The organism is Nocardia brasiliensis IFM 10847, from assembly GCF_000710915.1.
Classification (GTDB): Bacteria; Actinomycetota; Actinomycetes; order Mycobacteriales; family Mycobacteriaceae; genus Nocardia; species Nocardia brasiliensis_A.
The window spans coordinates 24,202-36,385 of the sequence record NZ_BAUA01000144.1 but is presented as its reverse complement, the minus strand read 5'-3'; the positions used below and the strand labels follow the sequence as shown (position 1 = coordinate 36,385).

14 protein-coding genes and 1 pseudogene are annotated in these 12,184 nt (G+C 67.8%); 6 read left to right on the top strand and 9 right to left on the bottom strand.

Annotated elements, in window-relative coordinates; genetic code table 11:
• The 3 genes and pseudogenes from NBRGI_RS49255 to NBRGI_RS27650 all read left to right on the top strand — a co-directional run.
• Positions 1-635, top strand: a pseudogene (locus NBRGI_RS49255) (serine/threonine protein kinase); the annotation flags it as partial.
• Positions 632-2,536, top strand: coding sequence for a Stk1 family PASTA domain-containing Ser/Thr kinase (gene pknB, locus NBRGI_RS27655; protein WP_029900133.1), 1,905 nt, complete (start codon positions 632-634; stop codon positions 2,534-2,536). The pseudogene NBRGI_RS49255 and the gene pknB, both read left to right, overlap by 4 nt.
• A 156-nt stretch (positions 2,537-2,692) precedes the next feature.
• Positions 2,693-3,112, top strand: a complete 420-nt coding sequence (locus NBRGI_RS27650; RefSeq protein ID WP_029900132.1) for a CBS domain-containing protein — start codon at positions 2,693-2,695, stop codon at positions 3,110-3,112.
• 48 nt (positions 3,113-3,160) lie between these two features.
• Here the strand turns inward: NBRGI_RS27650 and NBRGI_RS27645 are convergent, their stop codons facing one another.
• The 3 genes from NBRGI_RS27645 to NBRGI_RS27635 all read right to left on the bottom strand — a co-directional run bounded on the left by NBRGI_RS27645 (position 3,161) and on the right by NBRGI_RS27635 (position 5,079).
• Positions 3,161-3,619 (bottom strand): deaminase, encoded by a 459-nt coding sequence (locus NBRGI_RS27645; protein ID WP_029900131.1) that lies wholly within the window; start codon positions 3,617-3,619, stop codon positions 3,161-3,163.
• Positions 3,620-3,689: 70 nt separating this feature from the next.
• Positions 3,690-4,373: a RibD family protein gene (locus NBRGI_RS27640; RefSeq protein ID WP_029900130.1), complete on the bottom strand. Its 684-nt coding sequence runs from the start codon at positions 4,371-4,373 to the stop codon at positions 3,690-3,692.
• 61 nt (positions 4,374-4,434) lie between these two features.
• Positions 4,435-5,079, bottom strand: coding sequence for an aminodeoxychorismate/anthranilate synthase component II (locus NBRGI_RS27635; RefSeq protein WP_029900129.1), 645 nt, complete (start codon positions 5,077-5,079; stop codon positions 4,435-4,437).
• 179 nt (positions 5,080-5,258) lie between these two features.
• Between NBRGI_RS27635 and crgA the strand changes: the two genes are divergently transcribed.
• Both crgA and NBRGI_RS27625 read left to right on the top strand, forming a co-directional pair.
• Positions 5,259-5,522: a cell division protein CrgA gene (gene crgA / locus NBRGI_RS27630; RefSeq protein WP_014980849.1), complete on the top strand. Its 264-nt coding sequence runs from the start codon at positions 5,259-5,261 to the stop codon at positions 5,520-5,522.
• 119 nt (positions 5,523-5,641) lie between these two features.
• Positions 5,642-6,124: a PH domain-containing protein gene (locus tag NBRGI_RS27625; RefSeq protein WP_029900128.1), complete on the top strand. Its 483-nt coding sequence runs from the start codon at positions 5,642-5,644 to the stop codon at positions 6,122-6,124.
• 49 nt (positions 6,125-6,173) lie between these two features.
• Here the strand turns inward: NBRGI_RS27625 and NBRGI_RS27620 are convergent, their stop codons facing one another.
• On the bottom strand, positions 6,174-7,040 hold the full coding sequence (locus tag NBRGI_RS27620; RefSeq protein ID WP_029900127.1) for a rhomboid family intramembrane serine protease: 867 nt from the start codon (positions 7,038-7,040) through the stop codon (positions 6,174-6,176).
• A gap of 4 nt (positions 7,041-7,044) precedes the next feature.
• Entirely contained in the window at positions 7,045-7,572 is a 528-nt protein-coding gene (locus tag NBRGI_RS27615) for a peptidylprolyl isomerase (RefSeq protein ID WP_029900126.1), read from the bottom strand.
• A 127-nt stretch (positions 7,573-7,699) separates the two neighbouring features.
• On the opposite strand from NBRGI_RS27615, the gene NBRGI_RS46695 reads away from it, so the two are divergent.
• Entirely contained in the window at positions 7,700-7,912 is a 213-nt protein-coding gene (locus NBRGI_RS46695; RefSeq protein WP_042262458.1) for a hypothetical protein, read from the top strand.
• On the opposite strand, the gene NBRGI_RS27610 is transcribed toward NBRGI_RS46695, so the two are convergent.
• The 4 genes from NBRGI_RS27610 to NBRGI_RS27595 form a co-directional block, all read right to left on the bottom strand.
• A complete protein-coding gene (locus tag NBRGI_RS27610; protein ID WP_051728072.1) occupies positions 7,913-8,761 on the bottom strand; it encodes an ABC transporter permease in 849 nt (282 codons plus the stop codon).
• Positions 8,758-9,756, bottom strand: a complete 999-nt coding sequence (locus NBRGI_RS27605; RefSeq protein ID WP_036561140.1) for a daunorubicin resistance protein DrrA family ABC transporter ATP-binding protein — start codon at positions 9,754-9,756, stop codon at positions 8,758-8,760. Before NBRGI_RS27605 ends, NBRGI_RS27610 begins: the two co-directional genes overlap by 4 nt.
• A 942-nt stretch (positions 9,757-10,698) precedes the next feature.
• Positions 10,699-11,628: an acyl-CoA dehydrogenase family protein gene (locus tag NBRGI_RS27600; RefSeq protein ID WP_029900123.1), complete on the bottom strand. Its 930-nt coding sequence runs from the start codon at positions 11,626-11,628 to the stop codon at positions 10,699-10,701.
• Positions 11,629-11,669: 41 nt separating this feature from the next.
• Positions 11,670-12,170 carry a pyridoxamine 5'-phosphate oxidase family protein gene (locus tag NBRGI_RS27595; RefSeq protein ID WP_029900122.1) on the bottom strand — a complete coding sequence of 167 codons (501 nt, stop codon included), beginning with the start codon at positions 12,168-12,170 and terminating at the stop codon, positions 11,670-11,672.
• Between the last annotated feature and the right edge of the window lie 14 nt (positions 12,171-12,184).

Genomic DNA, 12,184 nt, shown 5'->3' with positions numbered 1-12,184 from the left:
CCACCCGGGTGCTGCCGCCCGGCCCCACCGTCGTGTTGCCGTCCACCCCTTCGGATTTCGACGGCGCGACGGTGCGCTATTCGACGCCGGCCGGCGGTGCGCTCGGCGCGGCGGGCCAGGCCACGGGCGCGGCGCCCGCGACGATGCTCAACCCCGGCACCGGCGGCAACCGGGTGCCGCCGAAAGACAAGGGCTTCACCACAACTCAGAAGTGGACCGCGGCCGGTGTCGCGGCCGGTGTGCTGCTCGTCGCCACCGTCGGCTACCTGATGTTCGGCGGCGACACCAACCCGAACAAGGGCCCGGCGACGACCACGACGTCGGTGCCCGCGCCGAAGCCGCCGCCCCCGCCGGTGACCAGCACGACGACGCCGAAACCTGTTCCGCCGCCGCCGACCACGGTCGAGCGGACCACCACGACGGAACCGCCGACCACCACCCCCGAGCCGACCACCACCACCCCGACCCCGACGACGACCACGCCGTCGACGAGCAGTAAACCGACGACCACCGCGCCGACCACAACCCGGCCGCGAGTTCCTACGATCGACATACCATTTCCGGAGATTCCCGGAGCCCGAGGCCCCTCCGGCTCCGTCGGCGCGCCCGCTACTTCTTCGCAAGGACAACCATGACGACCCCGAAGAATCTCTCCTCCCGCTACGAGCTGGGCGAGATCATCGGGTTCGGCGGTATGTCCGAAGTACACAAGGCGCGCGATCTACGGCTCAGCCGGGATGTCGCGATCAAGGTGCTGCGCGCCGACCTGGCCCGCGATCCCACGTTCTACCTTCGGTTCAAGCGGGAGGCACAGAACGCCGCCGCGCTGAACCATCCGGCCATCGTCGCGGTGTACGACACCGGCGAGGCCAAGGTCGACGACGGTCCGCTGCCCTACATCGTGATGGAGTACGTCGACGGCGAGACGCTGCGCGATATCGTGCGCGGCAAGGGTCCGCTGCCGCCGCGCCGGGCCATGGAGGTCATCGCCGACGTCTGTGCCGCACTGGATTTCAGCCACAAGGCCGGCATCGTGCACCGCGACATGAAGCCCGCCAACATCATGATCAACCGCGCGGGCGCGGTGAAGGTGATGGACTTCGGCATCGCCAGGGCGATCGCCGACAGTTCCAACCCGATGACCCAGACCGCCGCGGTGATCGGTACCGCGCAATACCTTTCGCCCGAGCAGGCGCGCGGCGAGACCGTCGACGCCCGCTCCGACGTGTACTCCGTCGGCTGCGTGCTGTTCGAAATCCTCACCGGTGAACCGCCTTTCACCGGCGACTCGCCCGTTGCGGTGGCCTACCAGCACGTCCGGGAAGATCCGCGGCTGCCCTCGCACGTGCATCCCGGGGTGCCCCGCGAGCTCGACTCGGTGATTCTCAAGGCGATGAGCAAGAATCCGGCCAACCGCTACCAGAGCGCGGCCGAGATGCGCGCGGACCTGATCAGAGTGCTCGGCGGGCAGAAGCCGAGCGCCCCGATGGTGATGACCGACGAGGACCGCACCACCGTCTTCGGCAACAACGAGCCCGCGCCGCGCAGCTACCGCACCATCGAACGCAACGACGACACCTCCGAGCAGGCGTCGGTGGATCCCGGCGGCCCGCGCCGCACGATCTACCTCGCCGTCGCCGCGGCCGCCGCGGTCGCCGTCGCGTTCACCCTGTTCTGGGTGCTGATCGGACCGGGCAGCAAGCCGGATCAGGTGACGGTGCCCGATGTTTCGGGCAAGTCCTCGCAGCAGGCGATCGACGCGCTGCAGAAGGCCGGCTTCTCCGTCGCCAGCTTCCAGAAGGCCGACAGCAAGGTCGCGACCGGCAACGTCATCGCCACCCAGCCGCTGGGCGGCTCGCGGGTGGACAAGGGCAGCACCATCACCGTGCAGGTGTCCACCGGTCCCACCCAGGTGCAGGTGCCCAAGCTCGACGGGCTGACCCAGCAGGAGGCCGAGGCCGAACTGCGCAAGAACAGCTTGCAGATGGACCCGAACGTGCAGCGCAAGCCGTCCAGCACACAGGAGAAGGACAAGGTCATCGGGCAGGACCCGTCGGCCGGGTCGCGGGTGGACGCCGACCGGGTCATCGTGGTGACCCTCGGCTCCGGCCCGGAACCGATCCGCGTGCCCAATGTGGTCGGTCAGGACATCGAGGTCGCCCGGCCGAATCTGGTGGACAGCGCCGGTTTCAAGATCACGATCGAGAAGGTGCCGTCCAGTCGTCCGGTCGGTGAGGTGCTCGCGACCAGCCCGGCCGGCGGCACGACGGTCGAGAAGGGTTCGACCGTCGTCGTCCAGGTGTCCAGCGATCAGATCAAGATGCCGTCGCTGACCGGGCTCACGGTCGCGCAGGCGGTGGACAAGCTGCAGAAGGAGGGCTGGACCGGCTCGCAGAGCCAGATCAGCCAGTCGCCCCAGGGCACGTTCGACGCGGGCAGCGTCGGCCGCATCATCACCCAGGCGCCGGCCGCGGGTGGTTCGCTCCCGAAGAGCGGCGCGGTGCAGGTCGGCGTCGGGGTGCTCGGCCCGCCGTAGTCGAGCCGGAACTTCGCGCGCAGTGGATGAGCGGACCTTCGGGTCCGCTCATTCTGTTTCGGCAGTTGCCGCAAAGCACCGACCAGTCGGTGTGTTCAGCGGCAGAATTGGTGTGCTCCATCCGAATCAGCTGTGCTGAGTAGCGAGGAGGAAACCATGACGACCGCCAGGGACATCATGAAACCCGGTGCGCAGTGGATCGCGAAGGACGAGACCGTCGGCAAGGCCGCCCGCGTGATGGCCGAACTCGGCGTCGGCTCGCTGGTCATCGCCGACGACAACGATCGGATGTGCGGCATCATCACCGACCGCGACATCGTGGTGAAGTGCATCGCGCAGGGCCGCTCGCCCGGCACCACCCGCGCCGCCGAGCTCTGCGAGTCGACGCCACGCTGGGTCGCCGCCGACGCCGATATCGAAGAAGTGCTCGACGAGATGGAAAGTCACCGGATCAAGCGAATGCCGGTGATCGACAACAAGCGCCTCGTCGGCATGATCAGCGAAGCCGACCTGGCCCGTCACCTCGACGACAACCAAATCGGCGAATTCGTGACAGCGGTCTACGGGCGGCCGTGAATCCGGTCGACCGCTGACGACTCGGCTTCGGGCGAGGGGGACCGTCAGTCAGCGGGACAGATCGAGGTGGCGGTTCATCGACATCGCCTCCGCTGCCAACTCGGTCAGCTCGACCACCTCGACGCCGTGCTCCCGCAGCTTTTCCACACCGACGCAGTTGGTCACGAAGGTCGCGGGTTCGCGCCAGGCCAGGACCACCCGGGGGATCCCCGCGCGCAGGATTCGATCCGTACACGGCAGCCGGGTGGCGGTGCCGCGCTGCGAACACGGCTCCAGCGTGGTGTAGATCGTGGCCGCAGACAGTCGCGGGTCGGCCGCGTCCAGCTTGTTCAGCGCGGATTCCTCGGCGTGCACCTTGTCGTCGGTCTCGCGGGAGTACCCGGTGGCGATCGCTACCCCGGCGGCGACGATCACCGCGCCGACGGAGAACGCCGTCGCGCTCGGCGGGCAGTCGCGCGCCAGCTCGATCGCCTGCCGCATGAATCGCACGTCCTGCGTGTCACCCATCGAGCGCCTTCCGATCCGGGTCCGTATCCCTTGTCCATCCTCGCATCGCCCCCGGCCGGAGCTGCGGGACTCAGCGCATACCCGCCTTGGGCAGGTAGATCAGCACCGCGACGTCACCGACCTTGTCTACCCCGGCCAGCTGCATACGGCGATGCGGCGAGCCGGGAAAACTCGCGGGATCGAGGAATCGGGGTGCCGCACGGTCGCCTACCAGGAGGGGAGCGACCGCGAGATGTAGTTCGTCCGCCAGATCGGCGGCGAGGAACGCGGTGTGGATCCGGGTGCCACCCTCGACCATGAGGCGTGCGATGCCGCGACGGCCGAGATCGTCGAGCAGTGTGCCGAAGTCGAGTTCGGCGCCGAGCGTGACGACTTCGGCGAGCCCGGCCAGCCGGTTCCCGATGCGCGCCGCACCCGCATCGGTGGTGTAGACGAGTTTGTCACCGCCGTGGCGCCAGAACCGCAACCCGGGATCGAGGTCACCGCCGGCGGTGACCGTGATCTTCACCGGATACTCCGGCTTGCCCGCCGCAACACGCGCGGCCCGGCGCTCGGCGCTGTCCACCAGCAAGCGCGGATTGTCCCGGCGCAGGGTTTGCGCGCCGATCAAAATCGCGTCGGAGTCCGCGCGGACCTGGTCGACCCGGTCGAAATCGGCCGGGCCGGACAGGCGCAGCCGTTGCGGACTCGCGTCATCGATGTACCCGTCGACGCTCACTGCGACGGACAGCAAAACGTGGGGCCGGGCTGCCACTACGCCGCACCTTGCGGCGAGTCGAGACCGATCCGTCCGCAGCTGTGACCGTTGCGGCGCCTCACTGCAGCACCAGCGCGGCGACCTCCGCCTCGAGCATTTCCACGAGCCCCTCGGCGGGGCGCTCGCCGCAGATGCCGAGCCAGTTGGCCAGCATCCGGTGCCCGCCCTGGGTCAGCACCGATTCGGGATGGAACTGCACGCCCTGGATGGGCAGCGTGCGGTGCCGCATCGCCATCACGATGCCGCTCTCGGTGCGGCCGAGCACTTCGATCTGCGCGGGCAAAGTCTCTTCCAGCACGGTGAGCGAGTGATAACGGGTCGCGGTGAACGGGTCGGGCAGCCCGGCCAGCACACCCGCCCCGATGTGGAAGACCGAGCTGGTCTTGCCGTGCAGCAGTTCAGGAGCGCGGGTCACGGTCGCGCCGAACGCCTCGCCGATCGCCTGGTGGCCGAGGCACACGCCGAGCAACGGCACCGCGTGCCGGGCGCAGGCGCGGACCAGCTCGATGCTGGCGCCCGCACGGTCCGGGGTACCGGGGCCGGGGCTGATCAGGATGCCGTCGAACTGGGCGACCACCGCGTCGACGTCGGCCAGATTCGGGTCGTCGTTGCGCCACACGACCGCCTCGGCACCCAACTGTCCGAGGTACTGGACCAGGTTGAAGACGAAGCTGTCGTAATTGTCGACGACCAGAACTCGCATGCTCTGAGATTACGTCCCCGCATGACACCGCGTCGCATCCAATACCAGTTGGGATAGCCTAGAGGCACACCGGAGGGCAGCCAGAGCCTTGTCCACAGCGGCGAGCGAGCTCGGCACCACCACTCGGCACACCGCGTTTGCCCGCCGGTACCGACCTGAACGCCGAACACGAGGACGTCATGCCGAAGTCGAAGGTCCGTAAGAAGACCGACTACACGATCAACCCCGCCAGCCGGACTCCGGTGAAGGTCAAGGTCGGCCCCTCGCCGGTCTGGTACGTCACCATCATGCTCGGTTTCATGCTCGCCGGGCTGGCCTGGCTGCTGGTCTACTACATCGCCGCCGATCACATCAGCTGGATGAGCGATCTGAACGCGTGGAACTTCTTGATCGGATTCGGCCTCATGGTCGTCGGTCTGATCATGACCATGCGGTGGCGCTGACACCACATCTGGGTGGCCGAAGGTGACGCAGACACCACATCTGGATTACAGACGTGTCATTCATACACACCTGTGGATAAATCTGTGGACAACTCGCGCAGCACTGGGGAAAGTGGCCCGTGACGTCTGAATCTCCTGCTCAGCCGCCTGGTGACAACTCGGCGCAGCTGGCCTGGACCACCCCCGCCGCCGCCCTCGCGGCCGTCACGGGCGGCGGCGTGCTGCTGGCCGTGGCGACGATCTTCGCCGGCGACGCGCCGGCCCGGTTGCTCACCGGCCTGGCGGCGGTCGGCCTGCTCGCGCTGGCCGGGCTCGGCTTCCGGCAGCGCCCCCGGCTCAGCGTCGTTCCCGGCGCGGATCCACGGATGGTGGTCCGCACCCTGTTCGGCCCGGACGAATACACCCGCGAACAGATCATCCGGGCTCGCGTCGTCGACTATCGCCGCCTCGGCCGCAAGATGCCGATGCTGGAGATCGACGTGAACCATGCCGACACCGAGCGCCTGCTCATCTTCGGACGCTGGGATCTGGGCGCCCGGCCCGACGAGGTGCATGCCGCTCTCGTTCGCGCACTGCGGCTGTCCGGCAAAACCACCCGTTGAACCCGAGCCGAGCGACCCGCTCGTGTTTCACGTGAAGCCGAGAACCCGGTCAGGTCAACGACATCGCGGTCGCACCGATCACCGCGAGCGAGATCAGCGCGACCACGGCCACCGCGCTCCAGCCGATGAGCCGCGCCGCCTGCGGCGATTTCGCCCGTAGCCAGCCCGGCAGGAACAGGATGCCCAGCGTCGCCAGAGTGCCCGCCGCCAGGCCGCCCAGGTGACCCCACAGCGAGATGCCGGGCAAGGAGAAGCTGATGAACACGTTGATGGCGATCAGGATCAGCATCTGATTCGGGTTCTGCCGCAGCCGGATCAGGATCACGGTGATCGCGCCGAACAGGCCGTACACCGCGCCGGACGCACCCGCGGTGGCACTGTCCTGGGCGAACACCATGACCGCCGCGGCACCGCCGAGCAGCGACACCAGATACACCGAGAGGTAGCGCAGCCGGCCGAGCACCAGCTCCGCGTCCCGGCCGATCACATACAGCGCGAACATGTTGAGCAGCAGATGAATCGGACCGTAGTGCAGGAAGCCCGAACCCAGCACGCGCCACCACTGACCGTCGGCGACCGCGGGCGGGTACAGCACCCAGCGCAGAAACAGATCAGAGGCGCGGTTTTCCAGCAGGCTCTGCGCCTGGGCCGCGGTCACCGCGAAGATCGCCACATTGACCGCGATCAGCGCGTAGGTCACGAACGGCAACGATCCGCGCGGCGCCGGTGCGCCCGCGACGGTACGCACCGGGGCCACATCACGCTGATCCTGGCGCAGACAGTCGACGCAGTGCTGGCCGACCGACGCCGGACGCAGGCATTCCGGGCAGGACGGCCGTCCGCAGCGTGTGCACGCCAGACCGGTCGGACGATTCGGGTGACGGACGCACGTGGGTGCGGGCGGCTGAGCGGTCATAGTCTCATTCGATCGTGATCTTGGTGATTTCGACGGGTTCCAGGGGGCGGTCGTTGCGATCGGTCGGCGTCGTGGCGATCGCGTCGACCACCTTGCGCGACTCCGGATCGACGACCTCACCGAAGATGGTGTGCTTGCGGTTGAGATGCGGCTGCGGGCCGACAGTGATGAAGAACTGCGAACCGTTGGTCGCCGGTCCGGCGTTGGCCATCGCCAGCAGGTAGCCGCGATCGAAGCGCAGTTCCGGGTGGAATTCGTCGCCGAACTCGTACCCCGGGCCGCCGCGACCGGTGCCGGTCGGGTCGCCGCCCTGAATCATGAACCCGGCCATCACCCGATGGAAGACGGCGCCGTCGTAGAACGGGCCGGTGCTGCCGCCACTCGCGTTCGGGGTGGTGTACGAAGCCGAGCCGTCGGCCAGGCCGACGAAATTGCGGACCGTCTTGGGGGCGTGGTTACCGAAGAGCGAGATCCTGATATCGCCGCGATTCGTGTGGAGCGTCGCCACAGCGGTCTGGTTCGGTGAGGTCACGCCGCAATGCTACGGTCCCGCCGCGGCGAACCCGCCACGCGGCGGCGAGAGTCGCTCGTTTCGACCCGGGACGAACTGCTGAGCTGGAGATACTGCATGAACTACGCGGTTGTGCCAGCATGGGCCAATGACCTTGGGGCGCCTACATGTATCCGCACGTACCCGGTACCGGCTGATTGTCGCGGCGGCCGTCGCGCTCGCGGGTGGCGTGGCCCTGCTGATACGCAGCAAGCGACCGCAGCCACCCGCGCCCGCCCCGGAACCGCCGCGGATCGGGTACTCCCGCAACGGCTCCGCGCCGACCCCGGTAGCAGGCGCCGGCGCGGAGAACGGACGCTGATCAGCGACTGACGGCTTTCTTGTACTGCCGGATCGCCAGCGGCACGAACACCACCATGATCACCACCACCCAGACGAGCGTGGTCGCCACCGGATGCCGGAGCGACCACGCCCCCGGGGTGGGCGCCAGCGGGCTGGTGTTGCCGAACAGGTCGCGCGTCGCCTGAGTCAACGCGGACACCGGATTCCACTCGGCGACGACCCGCAGCACCGACGGCAGCTTCTCGCTCGGCACGAAGGTGTTGCCGATGAAGGTCAGCGGGAACACCACCATGAAGCTGGCGTTGTTGAACACCTCGGGCGTGCGCACCAGCAGCCCGACCACCGCCATGATCCAGGACACCGCATAGGCGAACAGCAGCAGCAATGCGTACGCCAGCACCGCGTCCAGGAACGAACCGCGGATCCGCCAGCCGACCACCAACCCGGTCAGCGACATCACGGTCAGGCTGACCACGTTGATCACCACGTCACTGAGCGTGCGCCCGATCAGCACGGCCGAGGGGGCCATGGGCAGCGATCGGAACCGGTCGATGATGCCCTTCTGCATGTCCTCGGCCAGTGCGGCGCCGGTGAACGAGGCGCCGAACACCACGGTCTGCGCGAAAATGCCCGCGATCAGGAATTCCCGATAGCCGCCGGACATGCCGGGCACGTCGATCGCCGCGCCGAAAATATAGGCGAACAACAGCACGAACATGATCGGCGAGAGGGTCGAGAAGATCAAAACGTCGGGCACTCGCTTGATCTTGATAACGCCGCGTTTGGCAATGGTCAGGCTATCGCTGACGACAATGGCCAGCTTCTCCCCGATCGAGGGCCGGTCGACGACCGGAATCGCCACGGTCATCGTGTCTTTCCTTCCGTGGTTTCGAGCTCGCCCGCGCCTTCGCCGTTGACGAGTTCCTCGGCTTCATGTCCGGTGAGGGTGAGGAACACGTCGTCGAGCGAGGGCCGGCGCAGTCCGACATCGTGCAGTTTCACGTCGTTCTCGGCGAGCTTGTTGATCGCCGCGACCAGTGCCTGGGACCCGTCGGACACCGGCACGGTGATCCGCCGCAACCCCGGTTCGACGTGAATCTCCCCGTCCGCCAAGCTTTTCAGCACCTGCGAAGCGACGCCGAGGTTGTCCACGTGGTCGACGGTGAGCTCGATCCGATCGCCGCCGACCATCGTCTTGAGCTCGTCGGCGGTGCCGCGCGCGATGACCTTGCCGTGGTCGATCACCGCGATGGCGTCGGCCAGCCGATCCGCCTCGTCCATGTACTGCGTGGTGAGCAGCAGCGTGGTGCCGCCCGCCACCAGCTCCTCGATGACGTCCCAGAGGTCGAGCCGGGCGCGCGGATCGAGGCCGGTGGTGGGCTCGTCCAGGAACAGCACCGGCGGGTTCGCCACCAGCGCTCCCGCCAGGTCGAGCCGCCGGCGCATGCCGCCGGAATAACCTTTCACCGGGCGGTCGGCGGCATCGCTGAGCCGAAAACGGTCGAGCAGTTCCCGCGCCCGTTCCTTACTCCGCTGCACGCCCATGTGATACAGCCGGCCGACCATTTCCAAATTCTCGAAGCCGGTCAGATATTCGTCGACGGCGGCATATTGGCCGGACGCCCCGATCCGGGAGCGCAGGGCGCGCGGGTCGGCGAGCACGTCGATACCCGCGACGGTGGCCCGACCGGCATCCGGTATCAACAGCGTGCTCAGCACCCGGACGGTAGTAGTTTTACCTGCGCCGTTCGGGCCGAGCAGCGCGGTGACGGTCCCCTCCGGGACCGTGAGATCGAGTCCGTCGAGCGCGACCAGCCGGCCGTATCGTTTGACCAGACCCTCGGCGACTATTGCGTCGGGCATGACTCTCCTGAGATTCGTGAGTTTTCATAGGATGTATTTGCGCGACGCCGGTAGATCCGACGCCGGCCAATTCGCGTGATCGGGTCGCTGGCCGATTCGTGTCAGTATTGCGCTACCCACCGACAAGTTCATCCGATTTGTTCGTCACCCGTGTCGCGGAAAGTCCCGCCGCCGGTGCTGCTCCTGTCCGGGATCGACGGGCACCTTTTCTCTATACAAGGTACAGAGATCTTCTCCGATTGCCCAGACCCGAATCGGTCAGGCCCCCACGGCACACGAAGGTCGCACCTCGATCCAGGCGGTGCTCGGGGGTGCCGGATCGAAGTGCGACCGGTTGAATAGTCCCTCCGGGAACCCCACATCGTCGTGCGTAGCGCACTACCCGATTCACCCTCGGGCGCTACTCGACCCGAGCACCCCTCGCCACCAAACCGACCGGGCGAGTTGAACATCCGACCGACACAGCACCGCGCACCGGTGAATCACGAACGCGGGTGCGCCCCGGGCGCAGCGACGGTCCGGACACGCCGCCAAGCACCGACACGCGGCATATTCACCCTCGGACACGGCGTGTACCGCATGTTCCGACAGCGATCCTCGACACACAGAGACCGGTCGGCATGTTTGGCGCACCGATCCCCATCCCTGCGCCGCACTGCGGTGTACGTAGGTATCGACCTGCGCAACAGCGGTTTTGGCAAACACCAAGCCACCTCCGCGCCGAGCGGATTCCGCGCGGATTCCGCCGCCGAAACGACCCCCGCCTACGGGAAAGATCGCGGGCCCGGAAAAAGTCGAGAAAGTGGCGCTCCCCACGCGCACACAATCGCGAATCATCGCGTAGGATCATTCACGTCGGCCCCTCCCCCCCGGGCCGACCTTACGCGGGCCTCGGCTAACTCCCCCCCTTCGCCGAGGCCCGCTCCCCATTTCTGGACCGGGTCAGCCGGCTTGCTCAGCACCCGGCAATACCGATCGCCAAGCCGTTGCCAGCCGCTGCTCGCGCACCCGCCCGGCGACCCCGAGCAGCGGACGATCCCGCTCCCACCGCTCCCGTGTCAGCGAATCCGCCGACCCCCACAGCGAATCCAGCTCGGCCGACAAACGCTGGACGAACTCGAACACGCCACCGAGCGCGATGTGCACACCAGGCGAGCCCGGCGCGTCGATATCCAGCCCGCGCACCGCCGCGACGCCGGTCAGCAGCCGCTCGAGCACCGACTGCGGCCACGCCGACGCCCGCGCCACCCGCACCAGCCAGCCGAGCGTGGCGGCGAGCACGTGGATGTCCTCGATGGTGCGGAACGGCTTGAGATAGTCCAGGTAGCCGTCACCGGGCAGGACCGTGGCCGCGACGTCGGTAAGAATGATCATCGCGTGCGGGATCTCCGGCGCGAACGCCGTCGTGGGCAGGCCCGTCATTTGCACGCCTGGTTGCGGCAACTCGACCGTGGTGGCGCGCAAGCGATTCCGGCCGTCCGGGCCCGCCCCCACACTGGCGATCACCACCAGCCGCTGCGCCGGCATGCCCAGCGTCGCAAAGGTTTTCGTGCCGTTGAGCCGGACCTCACCGTGCGTCTCGGTCACCGTCGTCTCGATCGCCGCGGGATGTCCGCCGCCCGCCTCCGTCGCACACAGCGCGACCAGCTCGTCATCGGCCAGGCCGGGAATGAGCGTGCGCACCGCCTCCTGGTATCCGGACAGGAACGCATAGCCGAGGCGGTCGGCGCCGAACCCGCCCGCGACGGCGATATCGACCGGTTTGTCGAAACGGTTCGCCGCCACCCGATGCCGGGTCCAGGCCGCGCCGACATCATCGAGCGGCGTCGTGGCGAGCGGTTCGGTCAGCAGGAAATCGAGCACGGAATCCACTCGTGCACGGTAACCGGCACAGGTGGACTTTCCGTGCCGGTTCAGCCGGCGGCCCGCTCGACCGGTTCCGGCGCCTGCCAGATCCGGCTGCGCAGATCCCGCCCGCGGATCACCTGGATCCGCCACGGATCCAAGCGCAGGATCTGCAGCTTCGGATCCTGCGGCGAGCGCCAGAACCGGCCGAGGTCGTAGCCGGCGCCAGGCGGACTGGTCTGCCGGTACAGCTGCCAGACCCGCTGCCTGGTCTCGGGCGCGTCGATCCACCCGGCGGTCGCGTCCACCGCCACCGAGTTGTTGCCCGGGGCCCAGTAGGAGAAGTTCACGTGCGGGTTGGCCGCGATGTGCGCGGATTTGACGGGGGTCTTGTAGGTCGCGAGCCAGCCGACCGGAACGCCGTCCGCGTTCTCCCAGATGGGAATCAGCACGCGGGTGCGCGGCCGGTTCCGTCGGTCGACGGTCACCATGGTGGCGTAGCCGATGTGGCCGACGAAGTCGTCGAATTCCGTTTCCAGATCCGCGAAAGAGGTCACCGTGCTGGTCATGCCGAGGCTCCGAT

Excerpts from the sequence above, each read along its gene's own strand:
- NBRGI_RS27595 (WP_029900122.1), bottom strand. The coding sequence starts at position 12,170 with ATGACCAGCACGGTGACCTCTTTCGCGGATCTGGAAACGGAATTCGAC.
- NBRGI_RS27605 (WP_036561140.1), bottom strand. The coding sequence starts at position 9,756 with ATGCCCGACGCAATAGTCGCCGAGGGTCTGGTCAAACGATACGGCCGG.
- NBRGI_RS27620 (WP_029900127.1), bottom strand. The coding sequence starts at position 7,040 with ATGACCGCTCAGCCGCCCGCACCCACGTGCGTCCGTCACCCGAATCGT.
- NBRGI_RS27610 (WP_051728072.1), bottom strand. The coding sequence starts at position 8,761 with ATGACCGTGGCGATTCCGGTCGTCGACCGGCCCTCGATCGGGGAGAAG.
- NBRGI_RS27645 (WP_029900131.1), bottom strand. The coding sequence starts at position 3,619 with ATGGGTGACACGCAGGACGTGCGATTCATGCGGCAGGCGATCGAGCTG.
- crgA (WP_014980849.1), top strand. The coding sequence starts at position 5,259 with ATGCCGAAGTCGAAGGTCCGTAAGAAGACCGACTACACGATCAACCCC.
- NBRGI_RS27650 (WP_029900132.1), top strand. The coding sequence starts at position 2,693 with ATGACGACCGCCAGGGACATCATGAAACCCGGTGCGCAGTGGATCGCG.
- pknB (WP_029900133.1), top strand. The coding sequence starts at position 632 with ATGACGACCCCGAAGAATCTCTCCTCCCGCTACGAGCTGGGCGAGATC.
- NBRGI_RS27635 (WP_029900129.1), bottom strand. The coding sequence starts at position 5,079 with ATGCGAGTTCTGGTCGTCGACAATTACGACAGCTTCGTCTTCAACCTG.
- NBRGI_RS46695 (WP_042262458.1), top strand. The coding sequence starts at position 7,700 with ATGACCTTGGGGCGCCTACATGTATCCGCACGTACCCGGTACCGGCTG.